Here is a 20,302-nt window from a genome sequence, read left to right on the forward strand (position 1 = left end):
GAACTGCGAGACGTCCGTCCTGGATGCCTCTGTTGCCGGCGGGGACCCTGCACGGCGAGGGAACGGAGCCCGGCGCGCCCCGGGCCTGCCGACCGGTGGTCCTGCCGCCCCCGGCAGCGCCGCTACCCCCCCAGCGCCCCGGCCGCCCCGACCGGACCCCGGTCGCCGGGCGTGCCGTTCAGTGGCTGTTCCGTCCAGACCGTCTTGCCGTCACGGGTGTACCGGGCGCCCCAGCGCTCGGTCAGCTGCGCCACCAGGAACAGGCCGCGGCCACCCTCGTCGGTGCTACGGGCCCGCCGCAGGTGCGGGGCCGTCGTACTGCCGTCGGACACCTCGCAGATCAGCGCCGAGTCCCGGATCAGGCGAAGCTGCACCGGCCCGGACGCGTACCGGTAGGCGTTGGTCACCAGTTCGCTGACGATCAGCTCCGTCGTGAGCACCAGGTCGTCCAGCCCCCACTCCTCCAGCCGCGTCGCCGTCAGCCGCCGCGCCCGCTGCGCCGCGGTCGGCTCGGCCGGCAGCGTCCACGTCGCCACCCTGTCGTCGGCGAGGACCCGCGTCCGGGCGAGGAGCACCGCCACGTCGTCGGTGGGGTGCTCGGGCATCACGGTCCGGGTCACCTTCGCGCACAGGGCGTCCAGGTCGCTCTCCCGCTCGCCCAGCACCTCGTACAGCAGCGCGAGCCCCTCTTCGATGTCGTACCGGCCCGACTCGACGAGCCCGTCCGTGTAGAGGGCGAGCAGACTGCCCTCCGGCAGCTCGAACTCGACGCTCTCGAACGGCAGACCGCCCAGTCCCAGCGGTGGACCGGCGGGCAGTTCGGCGAGTTCGGGCCGCCCGTCCGGCGTGACCACCACGGGGGGCGGATGCCCGGCCCGTGCCAGCGAACAGCGCCGCGAGATCGGGTCGTACACCGCGTACAGACACGTGGCGCCCACGATCTGCTCCCCGGTCACCGGACCCGTCGCCTCCTGCTCCCCGGCGATCCGCCCGACCAGGTCGTCCAACTGCGACAGCACCTCGTCGGGCTCCAGGTCGAGCCCGGCCAGGGTGTGCACGGCCGTGCGCAGCCGCCCCATCGTCGCCGCCGCCGGCACCCCGTGCCCGACCACGTCGCCCACCACCAGGGCGACGCGGGCGCCGGACAGCGGGATCACGTCGAACCAGTCCCCGCCGACCTCCGTGGCGTCGCCCGCCGGCAGGTACCGGTGGGCGACCTGCACCGCCGGGTGCTCCGGCACGTCCGCCGGGAGGAGGCTCCGCTGCAGCGACAGCGCCGCCGTCCGCTGCTGCGTGTAGCGGCGGGCGTTGTCGATGGAGACGGCGGCCCGCGCGGCGAACTCCGCGGCCAGCGTCAGGTCGTCCTCCTCGAACGGGTCGGGCCGGTACGCGCGCCACAGGCTCACCACGCCCAGCACGGCCCCGCGGGCGCTCAGCGGCACCACCATCAGCGAGTGCGCGTCCGCCTCCCGCCCCGCCGGTCCGGTGCCCTCCGCCCGCCCCGCCCCGCCCGTCTCCAGCAGGGGCCGCCGCTCCCGCAGGCACCGCGCCTGGGGCGGGTCCGGAGCGAACACCACCTCGCCGCCGGGGCGGCGCGCGGCCGGCGGCGGCAGCTCCGTGACGCAGCTCAGCGCCGCCCGGTGCAGGCGCCCCGAGGTGTCCGACTCGGGCTCCCCACCCCGTACGACCGGTTCCAGCAGGTCCACGGCCACGCAGTCCGCGAGGCCGGGCACCGCCACCCGCGCCAGCTCCTGCGCCGTACGGGCGACGTCGAGGGTCGTGCCGATCCGCTCGCTGGCGTCGTTCAGCAGGGCGAGCCGCCGCCGGGCCCGCTCCCGGTCGGTCACGTCCTCCACGAACTGGGTGACGCCCAGCACCTCCCCGGCCGGGTCCTGCATCCGGAAGGCCGACACGGCCACGAACCGCTCCCGGCCCGGCGGATCGGACAGCAGCCGGCACGGCTGCTCGGTGAAGATCAGGGGACGGCCGGTCTCCACGACCGACCGCAGCCCGTGCTCCGCGGTCCGCGCGTCCGGCGCGACGAGGAAATCACCCAGCCGAGCCCCCCGCAGCGCGTCGGCGGGTGCGTCCGCGAACAGGGCGACGGCCTGGTTGACCCGCAGGATGCCCAGGTCCGGGCCGTGCACGCTGACCCCGATGGGGCAGCGGCGGAAGATCCCGTCGAGCAGCGACCGGTCGGTCTCCCACTGGATCACCTCGTCCGCCGGCGCGCCGGCCAGGAACCACTCCTCGTGGTACCCGGCCCGCAGGACGAGCCGCGCGCGAAAACCCATCCGCAGCGTCCGCCCGTCCTTCCGGCGCACCGGCAGCACCCCGAACCAGCCGCCCGCCCCGACGCACGCCGTGATCGCCTCCGAGGCGGCGGCCCGGTCCGCCACGTCGACCAGCGCGCTCAGCGCGTGGCGGCCGATGACGTCCTCGGCCCGGTAGCCGAGCAGGTCCTCGGCGAGCTTGCTCCAGCCGACGACCGTGCCCCGCGCGTCGAGGACGGCCGTCGCCGCCCGGTGAAGGGAGAAGGGGTCCTCCGGGCTCTCGGTGAACGTTCGCAGCGGCGTGTCCATCGCCATCACCCTCGTACGGGAGGACGGCCCCGGCAAGCGCTGCCGGGGCCCCGGAGCCCGGTGGTCCCGGGCTCCGGGAGCGGGCCGGCCCGTCGCACCGCCCCGCTCCCGGCCTCAGCCCCGGGCCGGAGCGAGGACGACGAACCCGGCGCCGGCCGGGTCGGCGCAGATCGCCAACCGGCCGGTGCCCTCCGCGTCCTTCGGCCCCGTCCGGACCGTGCCGCCGCCCGCCGCGACCCCGGCGACCGCCTCGCCGTCCAGCCGGAAGACGCCGTAGTCGCCCGCCTCCGGGCCCACGGGCCGGTACTCCCAGCCGAAGACGGACCGGTAGGACCCGGCGGCCGCCCCGGTGTCGGGCGCACCGAGGTCCAGCCGGCACGGGGAGCCGGGGACGAAGTCAGTGGTGATCACGGTGGTTCCTTCCGTCACGCGGCGGGCCCGGGGCGGACGCGGGACCCGGGCGGGGCGGGGGACCCTCACGGCTCAGCGTGGCACCCCCGCCCCCCGGCCGCGCGCCCGTGGCGGGCGAACCGGTGACGCGCGGCCCCCTCCGGAGGCGTGCGGGTGGCGGAACGGCCGTCCCGGGGCGTGGACCGCCTTCACCGCGGTCGCGGCCGGTCGCTGTCCGCCCCGTGGCGGGCCCGCCACCGGCCCCGCGGCTCCTTGGGTACGCCCGGCCCCCCGCCTGGGCGTCGCGCCGCGTCGTGCGTGCCGTCCCGCCGGGCCCGGTGCCGGGCCGCCGCGCCCGTCGCGGCCCGGCCCGGCGGGAGGTGACGCACCGCGCCGGGAGCAGCGCGTTCCGGCGGACGGACACGGTGCCGCCGGGCCGCACCCGGCCCCCGGTGACCGCGCCGCCACCGCGTCCGCCCCGCCGTCCCCTCCCCGCCGCCCGTCGGCCTGCCCGCGGCGGGCGGGGCGAGCGGGGACGCCCGCCGGGTCCCGTCCGGGCGGCGGCTACTCGGCGGCCAGTGCCTCCGACAGCTCCTCCAGGGACTCCAACAACTGGCGCGCCCCCGCCCGCACGACGGGGTCGGCGGACGCCTCCGCCGCGTCGAGCGCCGCCCGGACCTCGCCCCAGCGCGGCACGCGCCGCTCCCTGATGTCCGCCGCGCCCCGCTCCGCCGCCCCGCGCAGCGCCTCCGCCAGCGCCGCGGCGCCCGGCGACGGGGCGGCCGAGGGGTCCGGCAGGTGTGCCTCCAGCACCACCGCGGCCCGCGCGAACCGGCCGACCGCCCGCCCCGACGCGTCGGTGGCCGTCCGCGACAGCCCCCGGTGCCGCACCGGCTCGTGCGCGGCCCGGTCCACCGCCTCCCGCCAGGCGACCCGGGCGGCGCGGGCGTCCAGCAGCGCCTCCCGGACGGCACCCGTCGCGAGCCGGTCCGGCCGGGCGTACCGCTCCAGCACCTCGGCGCCGTACCGGGCCGCCGCCGCCAGCCAGTCGGCCAGCCGGGCGCGCAGCCGGGGCGTCTCCCACGCCGGGTACAGGGCGTAGGCCAGCATCGCGAGGACCCCGCCCAGCAGGGTCAGCACCACCCGCTCCGGGACGGTCTGGGTCCACTGCGCGCCCGCCATGCCGAGCAGGAACACGACGTACGCGGAGACGAACACCTGCACGGTGGTGTACCCGGTCCGCAGCAGCAGGTACGTCGCGAAGGCGCTGGCGACGGCGAGTGCCGCCGACGCGTACGCGCCCGGGGTGGCCAGCCGCACCACGCCCGTCGCCAGGGCCACCCCCACCAGTGTCCCGGCGAAACGGGCCACCGAACGCGCGTACGTCTGACTGAAGTCGGGCCGCATCGACATGACGGCGGCGAGCGGCGCCCAGTAGCCGTGCCCCAGCGGCAGCGCCGCCCCCAGGAGGTACCCGGCCGTGGCGACCGCCGTCACCCGGATCGCGTGCCGCAGGTACGGCGAGTCGCGGTACCGCACCTCGGCCCGGACGTCCCGCACGACGACCGGGACCAGGCTCAGCAGGCCCGGTTGCGCGCGGAGCTCCTCGGGGCCCGCCCGCCGGCCGGTGGGCCCCGCCGCCTTCACCACCGCCTCCAGGAGCGCGGCGAGCCGGGCGGCGGCCCGCCGGGCGGGCGCCGTCCCCAGGACGGCCGGGGTGTCCGGGGTGCGCAGCGCGGCGAGGGCGCCGGGCGGCACGTCGAGCGGCGCGCCGTGCCGGACCGCCCGGGCGGCCGCGTCCAGTACCGCCCCGGCCGCGTCCAGCAGCTCCCGCGCGCGGTCACGGCCGGGGCCCTCCGCGGGCGCGCCCACCGCCGGGTCGGCCAGGGACGCCAGGACGGGACGGATCCGCTCGGCCAGCCCCCGGACGCCGTGCAGCTCGCCGGGGCGGCGGCGGGCCTGCCGGGGCGTGACGGCGGCGGCGTTGCGGGCCGTCATCAGCGGGACCGGGTCGAACGAGGCGTACGGGTCGTGGCGCAGCCGCCGGGCGTAGTCCGCCACGGTCGCCAGCGCGTCGGCGAGCGCGTCGCGCTGCGGGCCCCAGCGGCGCACCGGGAACAGCACGATCAGCCCGGCCTGGACCACCCCGCCCGCCGCGATCACCGCCGCGTGCACGGCGGCGTCCGCGACCGACGTGGGCAGGGTGACCGTGACCAGCATGATCGCCACGTTGGACGAGGCGATCAGCCCCACGGTCGGCCCCGCCGTCCACGCCAGGCCCGAGAGGAACGTCCACACGGCCAGCAGCACCAGGAACACCGCCAGGTGCCCGCCGCAGACGTAGCCCAGGAACGTGGAGACGGACAGGGTCAGCCCGGAGACCAGCGCCAGCGTCGGCCGCGGCCGCCAACTGCGCTGGAACGTGGCCATGGCCGCCTGGAACGCACCGAACGCCGAACTGGCCGCCATCGCCGGACCGCCCACGGCGGCGCTCACCAGCACCACCAGCGCCAGCCCGGCGGCGGCGCGCAGCGCCACGAGCGGCTCCAGCCGCCGCCGCTGCACCGCGAGACCCGAGCGGGCGGTCGCCTTCAGGGCGCGGAGCCAGGTCATGGCGTCGAGGGTAGGTCGTCCCCTCCCACCCGCCCGGTCGTCCCGCCGGGGCGTGTCGTGGCCGGGCGGGGGAGATAGATCCACCGGCCGGCGGGTACCCGGGCCTCCCACCACGCCGAACTGGGAGACGACATGAACGACGAGACGTCACGCGACCGCGCCCGCGAGCGGAGCCGCGAGGCGCCCGGCGCCGGCTCGGGCGCGGAGGACACGGCACACCGCCGCGACGTGCCCGGCACGGCGAGCACGGCCGAGGGCTACCGGCCGGGTGAGGGCACGGCGGGCGGAGAGCAGCTCGCCGGGGTCGAGAAGGACCCCGAGGACCGCGCGGTACCGACGGAGGGGGCGGACGGGCCGGACCGCGCGGACGGCGACAGCCGGGGCTGACCGGCGAACACCCCGGCGGGCAGGGCAACCATTCGTGGTTCACGGCGGTCGAACCCCCTGAACTGACGAAAGGGGACCCATGTACGCCGTACGGCGGAGACCGGCCCTGCTGGCCGTCGGCATGGCGGCGCTCGCCGTGTTCGCGGCGTGCCTCCACACGGTGCTCCCGGTGCTGACCGAGGACGTCGGGACCCGGGGCTACCGGCTGGACCCGCCCCGGTCGGTGGGCGCGTTCCAGGAGGAGAGGCGCTTCGGGGACACGTACGTCGGCCGCGTGAGCTGCGGGGGGATGCCTTCGGACTCGGACTGCGAACTCGTGCAGACCGAGGTGGGAGGCATCGGCATCAACCCGAGCGACGCGCGCCGCATCGTCGTCGGGGCCTCCGGCACGGGTGCCGACTACGAGGCGGGGGAGCCGGGCGGGGAGTACAGCCGGTACCTCGTCTTCCGCGGGCTCCAGGGGAATGTGCCCGACCCGGACGCGGCGCTGCGCGCCATGTTCCGCTCGATCGACCGGGGCGAACAGTCCCCCTTCCGGCCCTCGGGCGAGAAGTGGGACGGCCCTCCCCGGCCCGTCCGCCTCGACGGGTACGAGGGGGCGGTCATGCGGTGCCGCGAGGGCGAGTACACGTACCAGGACATGCACGGCACCGCCATCACGAGACCGGTCGCCATGTGCGTCTGGGCCGACCACAGCACCGTCGCCGCCACCGAGCTCGACACGTCCGTGCAGGAGCTCAGGCGGCTGACCACCGAGCTCTACCGCACGGCGCGCGTCCAGAAGAAGTGACCGCGGGGAGCGGCCGGCCCCGCCACCGCGGCGGGTCCGGAGCGGGTCCGGCGCCCCTCACCCGGCGGTGACCCGGAACGTCTCCAGCGTCCCGTCGGCCGCGTCGGGCACCAGCATCCCCGCGGCGACCCCGCTGCGCAGGTAGTCCACCACGTCCTGCGTGATGACCTCGCCCGGCGCGACCACCGGGACCCCCGGCGGGTAGGGGCTGATCATCTCCGCGGCGATCCGGCCCGCGGCCTTCTCCGCCGGTACGTGCTCGGCCTCCGCGAAGAACGCCGTACGGGGCAGCATCGCCTGCTCCAGCTCCAGCGCGCCCGGCTTCGGAAGGCGCACCGGGCGCGGCCGTTCGAGGGAGTCCGCGTTCTCGACCAGGGCCCGCAGCGCGTCGCACAGCACGTTCTCGGTCCGGTCGTCGTCGGCGTGCGTCAGGATCGCGCTGATCCGGCACGTGTCGGACGCGCCGACGTCGACGTGGCGCTCCGCCCGCAGCCACTCGGCGGCCTGCATGCCGCTGATGCCCAGTTCCCGCACATCGATGGTGATCTTCAGCGGGTCGATCTCCGCCGTGAGGCCCTCCCGTACGACGGCGTCGTCGAGGAGCCGCAGCCCCGGCAGGCCCGCGACCGCCTCCCGCACCCGGCCGGCCCGCCGCAGCGCGGTCTCCAGCAGGTCGTGGCCCTGCTCGACCATCTGCCGCCGCCACCCGTCGAGCGTCGCGTACACCAGCGACGACGAGCTGGTCGTGCCCAGCAGGTCCTCCCGCTGCTGCAGCACCTCGGGGGACACGCGGTCGCCCTGGAGGTGGAAGACGGAACTCTGCTCGACCGCCCCGCCCATCTTGTGCACGCTCGTCACGACCAGGTCGGCCCCGGCGTCCATGCCCCACGACGGCAGCTCCGGGTGGAACGGCAGGTGGGCGCCCCACGCCTCGTCGACGATGAGCGGCACGCCGTACGCGTGGCACACCTCGGCGACACCGCGGATGTCCGCGCACGACCCCCAGTCGGTCGGGGTGATCAGCAGCATGCCCTTGGCGTCCGGGTGGGCCTCCAGGGACCGGCGCACGTCGTCCGGCTCCGGCGGGTGCGCCAGGTGGCGTTCCGCGTCGAACTTCGGGTGGACCCACACCGGCTCCACCCCGTTGACGATCACCGCGGCGATCACCGATTTGTGGGCGTTGCGGGAGATCAGCAGCTTCTCACCGGGCCCGGCCACCGCCAGCATCGCGGTCTTCACCGAGAGCGAACTGCCGCACGTGGAGAAGAAGGCGTGCTCCGCCCCCACCGCGTCCGCCATCAGCTCCTGGGCCTGCGAGAGCACCCCCTGCGACTCGCGGCGGTCGTCCAGGCCGTTCAGCGACAGCACGTCCGCCCGGAACAGGTCCTCCCCGAGGATCTCCAGCACCCTGGGATCGACGCCGAGGCCCTGCTTGTGCCCCGGCGGGCCGTACACGACGTCCCCGCGCCGCCTGAACTCCTCCAGCGCTTCGAGGACGGGCACCCGAGAGTGATCCATGAGTCGTCTCCCTCGTACGTTCCGGCACCGCGCCCCGCTGCGCGGGGGCGGTCTCCGGCCCGGGTACCCGATCCGTCCCGCGGGTCACAGCAGCGGGCCGAGCGGTCCCAGGTCGATGTTCAGGTCCTCCGGCTCCAGCCCGAACCGGGTCCGCAGGACCTCCATGCGGTCCTCCAGCAGCATCAGCGTCATGCCGATCCGCTCCTCCTGGTCCTCCGTCAGCTCCCCGCCCTCCACCCGGCGCAGCGCCTGGCGCTCCATCAGCTGCCGCAGCAGCTCGATCACGGTGAGGACGAGACGGGCGAGGTCCCGTTCTACGGAGTCGGGGTCCAGTTCCACCCGGCGGCGCGGTTCGTTCATGCCGGCTGCTCCCACGGCACGGGCATCTCGTCGCTGACCGCGCTGATCAGCGCCTTCAGGTCGACCCGTACGAGGTCGACGTCGGCGATGCTGAGCGTCAGGTCGCCGGTGAGGACGACCCCGCCGGCGAGCAGCCGGTCCAGCAGGTCGACGAGGGCGATCCTGCGGTGCTCCACGGTCACGCCGCGTCCTCCTCCGCGATCCCGGCGAACGAGTACGCCGCCCACGGCCCGGTCAGTTCGACCCGTACGCCCTCCTCCTCGGACGCCCGGCCCACGAGGGCGACGAAGCCCTCGGCGCGTTCGCGGGCGACGAGGTAGGCGGCGTTCAGGACGTTGACCCCGCCCGTGTCGCCGGCGAGCCGCGGGTCCTGCGGCGGGTGCAGGGCCGCCGCCTCGGCGTACGCGGAGAGCCGGCCGTGCAGCGCGCGGCTCACGTCCTCGGCGCGCCGCCGGCCCTCCTCCCGGCCGTTGCGCTCCCGCAGCCGCCGGCGCAGGTAGTCCCGGCCGCCGACCGCTCCGGCCGGCGCCTCCCGGGGCGTGGGCCGCGCGGCGGGCGCGGCGGGTTCCGCGTACACCTTCACCCCCCACTCGACCCGCCCGTCGAGCCGCTCCAGGGCCCGTACGAACCGGTCGTGCCCCTCGTCCAGCAGCCGCCGCACCCCGCTGTCGTCGCGGCACACCGTGGCGAGCCGGAGCGGCAGCGGCGAGGTGACCGCGGTGAGCGCCGCCAGGACGGCGTCGTGGCAGCGGGCCGTGGCGGCCAGCCAGTCCAGGTCCTCCAGCCGGGCGCGCAGCGGCCCCTCGTCGAACTCCTCGGCGGGGACCGCGTCCACCACGGCGACCAGGTCGCCGTGGCGCAGCAGCCGGGGCGGTTCCCCGGTGATCCCGGCGGAGCCCTCCGGCAGGACGCCGTCGAAGGGCCGGCACACGGCGTACACGTACCGCAGGGGTGGGGTGGGGGTGGTGGTCATGCCGTACGCTCCTCCAGTTCCGCGAGGCGCCGCCGCAGCTCCTCGTTCTCGCTCGCCAGCGCGTCGCGGCGGGCGTGCGAGGAGAGCGCCGGGTCGTGGCGCCACCAGTCGATGCCCATCTCCTGGGCGCGTTCCACCGAGGCGACGACGAGCCGCAGCTTGATGGTCAGCAGCTCGATGTCGAGCAGGTTGATGCGGATGTCGCCCGCGATCACGATCCCCTTGTCGAGGACGCGTTCCAGGATGTCCGCGAGGTTCGCGCCCCCGCCCTCGGACGCGAACGGGGCGGGCGGGCGGCCGGGTGTCGTCATGGGCCGTCGACCCCTTTCTCCAGTCGGTCGAGGAGCTCGTCCTCCAGTCGGTCGAACGTCTCCTCGTCGATCTCCCCGGCCTCCAGCCGTTCCGTGAGGCGGGCGAGCTCACGGCGGACGGCGGCCGGGTCGTAGTGCTGCCGTTCCGCCTCCTCCACCACCCGCCGCAGCACCCACGCGGTTCCGCGCAGGGGCGCGGCGGGCAGCAGGAGCAGCTCTCCGAGCAGGCCCACGGCCTACTCCACGAAGCTGTACGGCGGAAGCGGCCCGTTCACCTGCAGCACGAGGTGGCCGTGGTCCCTGCCCAGCGCCTCCACCGCGGCGGTGAAGTCCTCGGCCCGGTCCCGTTCGACGAGGAACGACAGGTTCGCCAGCCGGCCGGTGCCCTCCGGCCCGGGCCGGCACTCCACCGCGGCCCCTTCCAGGGCCTCCTGCACGAGGACCGCGTCCCGTGCCTCCCGGTGCTTCACGGCCACCGCGACGCGCTCGCCGAGGGCGAGCTTCTGCTCGTACGTGCCGCCGCCCACCGCCCGGTGGTCCTGGCTCAGCGCCCGCAGCTCCGGGTTGTCGACGAGGACCTGGTGCAGCACGGCCTCCTCGTCGTGGGCCGCCTTCACGTTGTACTCGACCTTGCCGTCGAGGCTCTTGAGCCGCTCCAGGTAGTGCGCCTCCCGCTCCCGCAGGGCGGCCAGCACGGCGTCGTCGTCGGGGGAGACCCCGCCGAACCGCAGCGGCAGCACCGTGCCGCTCGCGCCCGCCTCGCCGAGCACGTTCTGGTGGGCGAGCAGGTCACGCCGCTTCGGTCGCAGGTTCTCGGGCGCGTCGCTCACCAGCGCGGCGAGCTCGCCGTGGACGAGGATCCGCACGGGGCGTGGGGGGTCGCCCACGCCGTTCGCCTTCTCCGGGAGCGCGGGGTGCGAGCTGCGGGTGATGCCGTAGACGTACGTGCTCACTTCTCCTGCTCCTCCTTCTTCTGCTGCCGGGACGACGTCCGGCCGAGGGTTTCGGACACCGTCTGCGCCGCGCCCTGCAGCGCGCCCTTGGTCTTGCCGTGGGCACCGGACTGGGTCATGTCCTCGACGACGTCGGTGAGCTGCGCCGGCGCCTTGCGGCCGGTCTCCAGGTCGAGGCGGTTGCACGCCTCGGCGAAGCGCAGGTACGTGTCGACGCTGGCGACGACGACCCGGACGTCGACCTTGAGGATCTCGATGCCGACGAGCGAGACGCGCACGAACGCGTCGATGACGAGCCCGCGGTCGAGGACGAGTTCCAGGACGTCGTACAGGCCGCTGCTGCCGCCGGAGCCGCCCATGGGTGTTCGGGTGTCAACCGTCATGTCCTTCCGCCTTTCTGACGAACGGTCAGTTGCTTGATGGTCGTTGTCGGTCCGTGGTGCGGAGGGGGTCGGGATCGGGGCTTTCGGCGGGGGTCGGAACGGCCGGTCGGATCAGTGGGCCTGGTCGTCGGCCCGGCCGCGTTCGTAGCGGCGGACGCGGCGGTACCCGGTGAGCCCGCCGTCCTCGTCGAGCTCCACCTCGTACGAGGCGAGCAGGCTCGTCGTGTCGGGGATGCGGGACACCTCGACGATCTCGACGGTCAACCGCCAGCCGTCTTCGGTGCGCTGGAAGGACGACACGGACTCGGGTTCCTGCCCGGTGAGTTGGGCGAGCTGCTCGCAGGCGAGCCGCAGGGTTTCGGTTGTGTTGGCCATGACCGCCTCCGGGTTGCCGCCTCTTGGGGTCGCAAACATGGGGGACTGGAAGGCGGCGGTCCCACCGGGACCGCCGCCGTCGCGCTACGGGTCAGGCGTGCCGGTGCGACCGGTCGGCGCCGGTGACGAGTCGGTACAGCGCGAGCAGGATCACCGAGCCGACGATGGCGGCGATCCAGGTGGAGAGGTTGAAGAAGCCGTCGATGGAGTCGACCCCGAAGAGGACCTTGCCCAGCCAGCCGCCGAGAAGACCACCGGCGATGCCGATGAGCATGGTGATGATGACACCGCCCGGGTCGCGCCCCGGCATCAGGGCTTTGGCGATCATGCCGGCGAGCAGGCCGATGAGGATCCACGCGATGATGCCCATGGAGTCTCCTACCGTCGTATGCGGACAATTGGCTCGTCTCAGCGCCTTTACCGTCCCGGCGATTCCAAACCCTTGGCCAGAGGAGGTGCCTTTTACCGCACAACTCGCTGGCATGTGCCTTTTCGCGCACTTTCGTCATGCGGAGCGGCCGGGACCGTTTCAATGCCGTGGTGACGGTCAGTCGCATCAGGTACGCGGTCGTGCGCAACCGGAGGACCGCGTACCCACCGACGAGCGAAGGAGACTTCCGTGGAGGACTGGCGACAGTCGGCCGCGTGCCGCGAAGAGGACCCGGACCTGTTCTTCCCCGTGGGCACCAGCAGCCCGGCCCTGATGCAGACGGAGGAGGCCAAGCGGGTCTGCCGACGCTGCCCGGTGCGTGAGCAGTGCCTCCGGTGGGCGCTGGAGACCGGGCAGGACTTCGGGGTGTGGGGCGGCGCCGACGAGGAGGAGCGGCGTGCGCTGCGGCGTCGCGCGGCCCGCGCCGCCCGCCGCACGGGCGGTTGACCGTGCGGCGGGCGGCGCGGTCGGGCGGACGGGCCGGCGGCGCGCCGTGCCGGTCAGCCGGCGGCGAGCGGCAGGGCGGCCGCCACCGCGTCGCGCTCCTTGCGGCACGTCAGCGGGAAGATGATCTGCATGCCCTGGTCGCTGTCCGGCGAAGACACGACGAACGACGAGTTCAGGATCCGCTCCTTGACCTCGGACCGCACCAGGCCGGCGCGCGGGATCGTCGTCACGAGGCCCTTGGGCCGCGCGAACACCGGGTCGGCTTCGAAGAGGAACAGGCGGTGGCCGGTCATCCCCAGGTACAGGGGGACCCTGGCCGGGACCACCGCCATGGCCCCGCCGCTCATCAGCGCCGACGCCGCCGCGAACACCGCCGTGCGGCGCACCGATACGGGGTTCAGGTTCACGACGGCCGTCACCTCGACCCGTTCCCCGGCTTCGAGCAGGGGTTCGATGGCGGCCAGCAGCAGCCGACGGCGCTTTGCGTTCACGGGGCGGTACTCCTGACGGGCGGGGCCGTATCGGCGCGAAGGGTCGGCACACTGTGCCACACCCGCCGGGGGCCCGGCGCACCCGGCTGCCGCGGAGCGGCCGGGCCGCAGGGCCGGGCGGCGTCGCCCTCCGCGCCCCGCCCGGCCGGGACCCCGGCCGCGCCGTCCCGGCCCGGGGCGCCGGGTCCCCCCTCGTCCGGTCAGGTCACATCGTCCGGTCGGGCCGCGTCGTCCGGTCGGGCCGCGTCGGGCATCGGCCCGCCGGGCCGCCGGGCGACGAAGACGAATTCCCGGCCCGGCCGGTCCGGGGCGTCGCGGACCTCCTCCACGACGAACCCCTGAGCGACGAGGTCCGCCTCGACCTCCGCCCGCTCGCGGAAGCGCAGCGTCGACTCCGACGTCATCACCTCCCCGTCCGCCGCGAACACGTGGGTCCACCGGAACGTCACCAGCGGCAGCCCCACGTCGACCAGTTCGACCCAGCTCTCGACCGCCCCCACACCGGGGACCTCCGTCACGCCGTACGAAGCGTCGCGGTTCCACTCCTCCCAGGCGCGCCGGGCCGGGTCCCGCGTCTCGAAGACCAGCCGGCCACCGGGCCGCAGCGCCTCGCGGGCGCCGCGCAGCGTCCCCCGCCAGTCCCGCGGGTCGGTGATCTCCTGGGCGACGTTCGCCGTCATGGTCGCCATGTCCACCTCCAGCGGGGGGAGCGCGCCCGCGTCCCCGTGGATCCACCGCACCCGCTCGCCGCCCGCCTTCCCCCGCGCCACGTCGAGGGAGGCCACGGCGGGATCGACCCCGACCACGTCGATGCCCCGGTCGGCCAGCAGCAGGGCGAACACCCCGGTCCCGCACCCGATGTCGAGCACCCGCCGCGCCCCGAACTCCTCGGTCATGCGGACGTACGCGTCGAGGTCGCTCCGATCGGGATCGAGCGGGTCGTAGAGCGAAGCGAGCCGCGGATTCCCGAACCCTTCGTCAGCCATGGCCCGAACGTACGCGCCCCCACCGCCGACAACCAGGGTGCGTACGACCGGCCGGGTACGCCCGCGGAGCCGACGCGCCCGGCGGCGGCCGTGCCCCACGGCCCGGTCCGGTCCGGCAGGGGCCGGTGGCGCGGGTCCGCGCCGACGCCCTCCGGGGCGGGACGGCCGTACGCCCGGGGATGAGGGCGCCTACGGCTTCCGACCCCCCGCCGTCGAGAGCGGCGACGTGGCCGCCCTCCCCGTACGCGCCCGCCCGCCCCCGCGGCGACCGCGGGGGCGGAAGCGCGGGAGGAGGCCGCCGACGACGCCCGCCGGGCGCCCGCCCGGCCTGCCGGACCGTCCGGGAGAACACCGGTCGCAGCGGTACGGCCCCGGCGCTCCTCCGGAGGGCGACGGCCGGCGGGCCCGGCGGCTCGGGCACGCGCCCCCTACCCCAGGGGCGGTGGGGGCAGCGCGGGGACGAGGCGGACGTGTTCCGGGTCGCGGAGCGAGGCGACGAGTTCCTCCCGGCGGCGCCGCGCCCACGCGGGGCGGAGGACGTGCAGCAGGGAGAACTGCCGCCGCCACAGCGTCACCCGGAAGGGCTCGCCCTCGCGGGGGTGCCGGCGCGCCCAGACGCCGGCCGCCTCGAAGGTGGAGTCCCTGAACGCCCAGTACAGCAACTCCTCGGGGGCGCGGGTGACGAGCTCCAGGATCTTCCGGCCGCGCTCGTAGGCGAGGTAGCGCAGCTCCCCGTCCCCGCCGACCTCGATGAACGGGTACGCGCCGTCACGGAACCCGAACCCCGGCACCTGCCGGTCGGAGAGCCCGGCGAGCCGCCCCAGTTCCGCCAGCCGCCCCTCCAGGCACCGCCGCACCCGGACCTGCTCGTCCTCGGACACGCCCGCCACCTCCCGAGCCCGGCACCCGCTTCTCGTCAAAGCGACGTTAACAGGTGGGTGCGCCCGCGCGCCCACGGGGAAGGCGGAAGGGGTGACCGAGAGCTACCCGCCACCCCCTTGGCGCCTGCGCGGCACCCTGCACGCCGCCCTGTGGTGGGTGGGCGAGCACCGCCTCCCGCGCTGGCCCCTGCCGGCGGGCGTCCGCGCGCTGAGGCTTGGACGGCGGTGCGGCGTGGTGACGTTCTGGGTCGACTACCGGCCCGGCGGCACGCTCGTCTACCGCGAGCTGCTGGTGGCCCTCGCCGTCCGTCGCGGCCTGTCCGTCGGGGCCTGCGCGGTGGAGGCGTGGGTGGACGACCCCCGGTCACTGGCGGGGGGCCGGGCCCTGTGGGGCATCCCCAAGCGCCCGGCGGCCTTCGCCTTCGACGAGCCGGCCCCGGCCCTGCTGAGCACGGCGCTGCTCACGGACCGGACCCCGGCGCACCCCCGGAAGAGCCCGGAGACCCCGGCGGTGACGGCGCTGCACCACCCGCTCCTGCGCCTCCCCGGCAGGCTGCCCCTCCGCGCCCGCCTGTTCCAGCCCGCCCTGGACCGCCGGCAGCCGTGCGAGGTGCCGCTCCGCCTCTCGGGGGCGGTCTGGCTCACCCGGACGCGCCTGCGCACCACCCCGGACGCCCCGCTCGGCTACCTGGTGGGACTGCGCCCCCTGGCGGCGTGCTCGCTGCGGGACTTCGACTTCACCATCGCCCCGGCCGAGCCCCCGCGGACGGCGTGACGCGGAGGCGGCCGGTCACCGGCCACCGGGGCGGCCGTACGGATCGGCTTCCCCGCCCGGCTGAAGGAGCTCCACGGAACCGGCGTCAGGAGCGACGGCGTCCACGCCCAGGAGACCGTCGGCTGGATCGCGTCCACCGCGTGACCCTCCCGTGCGGGGCCGGACGCGCCCCGGGAACCACCGGCGGAGCGCGCCCGGCCCACCGGCCGCGGGCGGGCGGGACGCGCCGACGCGGACCCGTCCGCCCTGGCGGGACCGCCGTGTCGACGCGTCCCCAAGTCGGGCGGATGCTACTTTTCCCCGCGAAACGCGACGCGTCGTGGGCGGCAGGGGAGTGCGTACGTGAAGGTCGTCTGTGTCGGCGGCGGGCCCGCCGGGCTGTACCTGTCGATCCTGCTCAAGCGGCGGGACCCGGGCCACGACGTCACCGTCCACGAACGCGACCCCGCCGGCTCGACGTACGGCTGGGGCGTCACGTACTGGGGCGGGCTGCTGGAGAAGCTCTACGCCTGCGACCCCCCGTCCGCGCACGCCATCAGCGCGGACTCGGTCCGCTGGAGCGGCGGCACCGCGCACATCCGCGGTACGACGACGACCCGTCCCGGTGATCAGGGCTTCGGCATCGGCCGCCACCGGCTGCTCGACGTCCTCGCCCGCCGCGCCGAGGAACTGGGCGTGCGCCTCGTGTTCGCCCACGAGGTCGACAGCGCCCGCGGCCTGCCCGACGCGGACCTGGTCGTCGCCGGCGACGGCGTCCACAGCGCCCTGCGCGACCGCCACGCACACCACTTCGGCACCAAGGGCACCGCCGGCCGCAACAAGTACGTCTGGCTCGGCACGACCAAGGTCTTCGACACCTTCACCTTCGCCTTCACCGACACCCCGCACGGCTGGATCTGGTGTTACGCCTACCCCTACGGCCCGGACCGCAGCACCTGCGTCGTCGAGTGCTCCCCGCGGACGTGGCAGGCTCTGGACCTCGACCGGATGCGCCACGCCGAGTGCCTGGCCAGGCTCCAGGACCTCTTCGCGGAACCGCTGGGCGGCCACCGGCTGATCGGGCGGCCGCAGGAGGACGGCCGCGCCCCGTGGCTGTCGTTCCGCACCCTGACCAACCGCACGTGGTTCCGCGACAACCTCGTCCTGATCGGGGACGCCGCCCACACCACCCACTACTCCATCGGCGCCGGCACGACCCTCGCCCTCGAAGACGCCATGGCACTCGCCGACGCACTGCACACGACCCCCGTCCTGCGCGACGCGCTCACCCGCTACGAACGCGAACGCACCACCGCCCTGCTCCCTCTGCAGAGCGCGGCCCGCTACAGCGCACAGTGGTACGAGAACCTGCCCCGCTACGCCCGCCTGCCACCGCCGCAGATGTTCGCCCTCCTGGGACAGCGGCACTCCCCGCTCCTCCCGCACGTCCCGCCGCGGCTCTACCACCGGATCGACCGGGCCGCCCACCGGCTGGAGCCGCTGCGCAGGCTCAAGCACTGGCTGGGCCCCAGGGTCGCCCGCACCCTGGAGGCGTCCCGCCCCAGGTGAGAGCGGTCCGCGAGGCGGGCGCGGGCGGGACCCGTGGCTGGACAAGGGTTGCCTTCCACGGTCGGAGCGGTCCGCGGAGCGGGTGCGGGGCGGCGGACGCGCCCCGGCCGGACGAGACGGACGAGGCGGCCGGGACGTACGGCCGGATCACCGTGACCGGATTCGTCCCCGTCCGCCCGGCGGTGCGCGGGCCCTTCGGTGCGGTGCCGTCCGCGCTGCGCATAAGGTCACCTCCGTGCCCCCGCGGACAACGTCCGTCCCCGTCGAGCCCGGAAGGCGTCACGTGTACCGAGAACGACTCCCCAAGACCTGGACGATCGCCTGCGTCTGCGTCTACCTCGCCATGGTCGTGAAGCTGGGCGTCGACGCGATCCCCGAGGACACGGGGGTGTGGCTGGCCGTCTCCGCCGCCTTCCTCCTGGTGCTCCTGCCCTGCGTCGCCGTGCCGATCTCGAAGGCCGTCTACCACCGCATCGTCATCGACCCGGACCAGGGCGTCCTGCGCGTCGGCCGCGAGCGGCTCGCCCTCGCCGACATCGACCCCGCCTCCGTCCACGCCGCACTGCGGGAACAGGAACCCGGCACGGTGGCCCGCTACGCCGCCTCCGCCCAGGCCGTCGACGCGCCCGTGCCCGGGCTGCGCGCGGCGGACCGGGGCGCGCCCCGCCTGGTCGGCGGCGGCTGGGGCGTCCCCATGGGGATGGGCACCGCGGTCCTCACCACACGGGGCGGCGAGGAGCTGTCCATCGCCACGCACGACCGGAACGCCTTCCTGACCGCCCTGGCCGCCGCCGTGTCCGCGAAGGCGTAGCGCGGACACGGGTCCCCCGGGGCACCGGTCACCGACACCGCCCGTCGCGACGGTGCCGGTGACCGGCCCGTCCCGGCGGGCTCGTACCGGACGCCGGACGGTGTGCGTTACCTCTCGTTCCGTTACCCGCTGTCACAGCTTCCCTCTAAGCTGCCGACAGACATGCCGGGGGCGGGCCCGCCCGTGGCAGCGGTAGAGGCGCTACAGGAAGCGGAGTCAGCTCGTGTTCCAGGAGACCCCGATCTACAGCCGGCTCGTCGAGGAGAGAGGTGATGTCCCGCAGGCGGTGCGCGGCGAGGCCGAACGCATACAGAGGGACCTCGGGCGACTGATCGCGTTGAGCCCGCACCCCCCGCTCGGCGGCCAGCACTACCGCCCGCAGGCGACCCACTAGGCCGCTGGTGCCACCGCCGACGGGCAGGCACCGGCGCACACGCACCGGCGACGCCCGCGGCCGTGGGGCGGGCCGCCCTTCCGGCGGGGCCCCGGCCGCCACGGCGTAAGGACCGGGCGTTCCGGACGCGTACGCGAAAGGGCGGTGGCGGGGGGCCCGGCTGGACGACGCCGGGGCGAGCGGGGCAGGAGGAGGGCGGCGGGACGGCGCCGAGGACCGGCGAGCGGACCTCCGGACCTCCGACGCCCCCACGGACACGGCCGGGCGAACCCTCCGGGCCGTCCGTCCGCGAGGACGAGACCGCCCGGCCTCCGGCGGCCGCCGCTCCCCGACCGCGCATCGTCGCCGGCCGCCGCTCCCCGGGGCCGGACGGGGCCGTGGGCCGGTCCCAGGGGCCGGGCCGACGCGCACCGTACCGGCCTCCTCGATCCTGCCCGCCCCTGGCGTCGCCGGCGAAGGACGGGACGAGCCGGTGGCCGGCACCCGGCGGGACACGGGCGGCTCCCACCGGGGGGCACCTCCCGCCGGGAGCGCCGCAGGACGTCCCCGGAGGCGCCGCGCCCGGTGCCGGGGCCGAAGGCCGGGAAGCCGCCGGGGCGGGCCGCGAGCACCCGACCGGGTGCACCCCCGCCCTCCGGGACGTCGGCCCCCCGGACCACGGGGCCGCCGGAGAAGCGGACGCGCACGCCGCCGGTCCTGCGACCGACCCCGGGCCGACCCGGCACCGGCGCACCCGGGGCCGAGGGGGAGCGGACGCGGCCACCGGCACGTCCCGCCGGAGAGACTGGGGCGATCCGGGGAAGGTGGGGAGTGTGAACGACAGTGAGAAGGACCAGGAGCGGTCGGAAGAACTGCTCGACGGACTGACCGTCGACACCAGCAGGCCGGAGCAGCCCATCCTGCTGGACGGGTCCGGCGCGGCCATCGAGACCTGGCGGGAGAACTACCCGTACGGGGCGAAGATCCGGCGCGGCGACTACGAGCGGCGCAAGCGCGTCCTGCAGATCGAGATGCTGAAGCTCCAGCGGTGGGTGAAGGACACCGGGCAACGTCTCGTGGTCCTCTGCGAAGGGCGTGACGCGGCGGGCAAGGGCGGGACCATCCAGCGGTTCACGGAGCGGCTCAACCCCCGCGGCGCCCGCGTGGTCGCGCTGGACAAGCCCACCGAGAAGGAAGCCACCCAGTGGTACTTCCAGCGGTACGTGGCGCACCTGCCGGCGGCCGGCGAGATCGTCTTCTTCGACCGGTCCTGGTACAACCGGGCCGGTGTCGAGCGCGTCATGGGCTTCTGCACCCAGGAGCAGTACGAGCTGTTCCTGAGACAGTGCCCGGTCTTCGAGCGGATGCTCGTCGAGGACGGCGTCCTCCTCGTGAAGTTCTGGTTCTCCGTCTCCCGGGCCGAGCAGCGCACCCGGTTCGCGATCCGGCAGGTGGATCCGGTGCGGCAGTGGAAGCTCTCGCCCGTGGACCTCGAATCGCTGGACCGGTGGGACGACTACACCACCGCCAAGGTCGAGATGTTCCGCGCCACCGACACGCCCCACGCCCCGTGGACGGTCGTCAAGAACAACGACAAGCGGCGCGGCCGCCTGGAGGCGATGCGCAGCCTGCTGTGGCGCTTCGACTACGCGAGGAAGGACGAGCAGGTCCTGGGCGAACCGGACCCGCTGATCGTGGGTGCCGCGGACACCCTGCTGGAGGCGGGGGAGGAGAGCACCAATCTGTCCCCCACCCCGCTCGCCCACCCCGCGGGCCGCCCCGGGACCCACCCGGAGAGCCCCGGGGAGGGGGAGGCGAACCGGCCGCCGCGGGGCGCTTCCGGCGGCTGACCGCGCGACCGGCCCGGCCCCGGGCCGTGTGCCGCGGAACGCGCCGGAACGCGCCGGAGGGCGTCGAGGACGGCG

Annotated in this window: 24 protein-coding genes; 8 read left to right on the forward strand and 16 right to left on the reverse strand. The window is 75.5% G+C overall.

What is annotated here, in order from left to right; genetic code table 11:
* Positions 1-122: 122 nt before the first annotated feature.
* From AC07D6_RS04615 to AC07D6_RS04625, 3 genes are all read right to left on the reverse strand, one after another.
* Entirely contained in the window at positions 123-2,582 is a 2,460-nt protein-coding gene (locus tag AC07D6_RS04615) for a SpoIIE family protein phosphatase (RefSeq protein WP_479041937.1), read from the reverse strand.
* Positions 2,583-2,696: 114 nt separating this feature from the next.
* On the reverse strand, positions 2,697-2,993 hold the full coding sequence (locus AC07D6_RS04620) for a VOC family protein (RefSeq protein WP_479041939.1): 297 nt from the start codon (positions 2,991-2,993) through the stop codon (positions 2,697-2,699).
* 543 nt (positions 2,994-3,536) lie between these two features.
* Positions 3,537-5,585: an FUSC family protein gene (locus AC07D6_RS04625; protein WP_479041941.1), complete on the reverse strand. Its 2,049-nt coding sequence runs from the start codon at positions 5,583-5,585 to the stop codon at positions 3,537-3,539.
* Positions 5,586-5,717: 132 nt separating this feature from the next.
* On the opposite strand from AC07D6_RS04625, the gene AC07D6_RS04630 reads away from it, so the two are divergent.
* A complete protein-coding gene (locus AC07D6_RS04630) occupies positions 5,718-5,972 on the forward strand; it encodes a hypothetical protein (protein WP_479041943.1) in 255 nt (84 codons plus the stop codon).
* Positions 5,973-6,051: 79 nt separating this feature from the next.
* Positions 6,052-6,762, forward strand: a complete 711-nt coding sequence (locus AC07D6_RS04635) for a hypothetical protein (protein ID WP_479041945.1) — start codon at positions 6,052-6,054, stop codon at positions 6,760-6,762.
* 57 nt (positions 6,763-6,819) lie between these two features.
* On the opposite strand, the gene AC07D6_RS04640 is transcribed toward AC07D6_RS04635, so the two are convergent.
* The 10 genes from AC07D6_RS04640 to AC07D6_RS04685 all read right to left on the reverse strand — a co-directional run bounded on the left by AC07D6_RS04640 (position 6,820) and on the right by AC07D6_RS04685 (position 12,005).
* Positions 6,820-8,280: an aminotransferase class I/II-fold pyridoxal phosphate-dependent enzyme gene (locus AC07D6_RS04640; RefSeq protein WP_479041948.1), complete on the reverse strand. Its 1,461-nt coding sequence runs from the start codon at positions 8,278-8,280 to the stop codon at positions 6,820-6,822.
* Positions 8,281-8,364: 84 nt separating this feature from the next.
* A complete protein-coding gene (locus tag AC07D6_RS04645; protein ID WP_315877992.1) occupies positions 8,365-8,640 on the reverse strand; it encodes a gas vesicle protein K in 276 nt (91 codons plus the stop codon).
* A complete protein-coding gene (locus AC07D6_RS04650) occupies positions 8,637-8,822 on the reverse strand; it encodes a gas vesicle protein (RefSeq protein ID WP_315877991.1) in 186 nt (61 codons plus the stop codon). Before AC07D6_RS04650 ends, AC07D6_RS04645 begins: the two co-directional genes overlap by 4 nt.
* Positions 8,819-9,613 carry a GvpL/GvpF family gas vesicle protein gene (locus AC07D6_RS04655; RefSeq protein ID WP_315877990.1) on the reverse strand — a complete coding sequence of 265 codons (795 nt, stop codon included), beginning with the start codon at positions 9,611-9,613 and terminating at the stop codon, positions 8,819-8,821. The genes AC07D6_RS04650 and AC07D6_RS04655 overlap by 4 nt, the downstream gene beginning before the upstream one ends.
* Positions 9,610-9,924, reverse strand: a complete 315-nt coding sequence (locus tag AC07D6_RS04660; protein WP_315877989.1) for a gas vesicle protein — start codon at positions 9,922-9,924, stop codon at positions 9,610-9,612. Before AC07D6_RS04660 ends, AC07D6_RS04655 begins: the two co-directional genes overlap by 4 nt.
* Entirely contained in the window at positions 9,921-10,157 is a 237-nt protein-coding gene (locus AC07D6_RS04665; RefSeq protein WP_315877988.1) for a gas vesicle protein GvpG, read from the reverse strand. Before AC07D6_RS04665 ends, AC07D6_RS04660 begins: the two co-directional genes overlap by 4 nt.
* 3 nt (positions 10,158-10,160) lie before the next feature.
* Positions 10,161-10,877: a GvpL/GvpF family gas vesicle protein gene (locus AC07D6_RS04670; RefSeq protein ID WP_315877987.1), complete on the reverse strand. Its 717-nt coding sequence runs from the start codon at positions 10,875-10,877 to the stop codon at positions 10,161-10,163.
* On the reverse strand, positions 10,874-11,260 hold the full coding sequence (gene gvpJ / locus AC07D6_RS04675) for a gas vesicle protein GvpJ (protein WP_479041951.1): 387 nt from the start codon (positions 11,258-11,260) through the stop codon (positions 10,874-10,876). The genes AC07D6_RS04670 and gvpJ overlap by 4 nt, the downstream gene beginning before the upstream one ends.
* 111 nt (positions 11,261-11,371) lie before the next feature.
* Complete coding sequence (locus tag AC07D6_RS04680) at positions 11,372-11,674, reverse strand: gas vesicle protein GvpO (protein ID WP_391653350.1); 303 nt, start codon at positions 11,672-11,674, stop codon at positions 11,372-11,374.
* A 52-nt stretch (positions 11,675-11,726) separates the two neighbouring features.
* Positions 11,727-12,005 (reverse strand): GlsB/YeaQ/YmgE family stress response membrane protein, encoded by a 279-nt coding sequence (locus AC07D6_RS04685; protein ID WP_479041953.1) that lies wholly within the window; start codon positions 12,003-12,005, stop codon positions 11,727-11,729.
* Between the two features lie 249 nt (positions 12,006-12,254).
* Between AC07D6_RS04685 and AC07D6_RS04690 the strand changes: the two genes are divergently transcribed.
* Positions 12,255-12,512, forward strand: a complete 258-nt coding sequence (locus AC07D6_RS04690; RefSeq protein WP_479041955.1) for a WhiB family transcriptional regulator — start codon at positions 12,255-12,257, stop codon at positions 12,510-12,512.
* A 53-nt stretch (positions 12,513-12,565) separates the two neighbouring features.
* On the opposite strand, the gene AC07D6_RS04695 is transcribed toward AC07D6_RS04690, so the two are convergent.
* The 3 genes from AC07D6_RS04695 to AC07D6_RS04705 all read right to left on the reverse strand — a co-directional run bounded on the left by AC07D6_RS04695 (position 12,566) and on the right by AC07D6_RS04705 (position 14,870).
* Entirely contained in the window at positions 12,566-13,003 is a 438-nt protein-coding gene (locus AC07D6_RS04695; RefSeq protein ID WP_479041957.1) for a hypothetical protein, read from the reverse strand.
* Positions 13,004-13,203: 200 nt separating this feature from the next.
* Entirely contained in the window at positions 13,204-13,989 is a 786-nt protein-coding gene (locus AC07D6_RS04700) for a class I SAM-dependent methyltransferase (RefSeq protein WP_479041959.1), read from the reverse strand.
* 428 nt (positions 13,990-14,417) lie between these two features.
* Complete coding sequence (locus tag AC07D6_RS04705; protein WP_479041961.1) at positions 14,418-14,870, reverse strand: Imm63 family immunity protein; 453 nt, start codon at positions 14,868-14,870, stop codon at positions 14,418-14,420.
* Positions 14,871-14,961: 91 nt separating this feature from the next.
* On the opposite strand from AC07D6_RS04705, the gene AC07D6_RS04710 reads away from it, so the two are divergent.
* From AC07D6_RS04710 to ppk2, 5 genes are all read left to right on the forward strand, one after another.
* Positions 14,962-15,645, forward strand: coding sequence for an acetoacetate decarboxylase family protein (locus AC07D6_RS04710; RefSeq protein ID WP_479041963.1), 684 nt, complete (start codon positions 14,962-14,964; stop codon positions 15,643-15,645).
* Positions 15,646-15,987: 342 nt separating this feature from the next.
* Positions 15,988-17,193: an FAD-dependent monooxygenase gene (locus AC07D6_RS04715; RefSeq protein WP_479041965.1), complete on the forward strand. Its 1,206-nt coding sequence runs from the start codon at positions 15,988-15,990 to the stop codon at positions 17,191-17,193.
* Between the two features lie 283 nt (positions 17,194-17,476).
* The gene (locus AC07D6_RS04720; protein WP_315877977.1) at positions 17,477-18,004 is read left to right on the forward strand and encodes a hypothetical protein; all 528 of its coding nucleotides are present in this window, start codon (positions 17,477-17,479) and stop codon (positions 18,002-18,004) included.
* Positions 18,005-18,227: 223 nt separating this feature from the next.
* Positions 18,228-18,398, forward strand: coding sequence for a hypothetical protein (locus tag AC07D6_RS04725; RefSeq protein ID WP_315877976.1), 171 nt, complete (start codon positions 18,228-18,230; stop codon positions 18,396-18,398).
* A gap of 803 nt (positions 18,399-19,201) precedes the next feature.
* Positions 19,202-20,227, forward strand: a complete 1,026-nt coding sequence (gene ppk2, locus AC07D6_RS04730; protein ID WP_479041967.1) for a polyphosphate kinase 2 — start codon at positions 19,202-19,204, stop codon at positions 20,225-20,227.
* Positions 20,228-20,302 lie beyond the last annotated feature (75 nt).

The organism is Streptomyces sp. NPDC045287 (assembly GCF_056432325.1).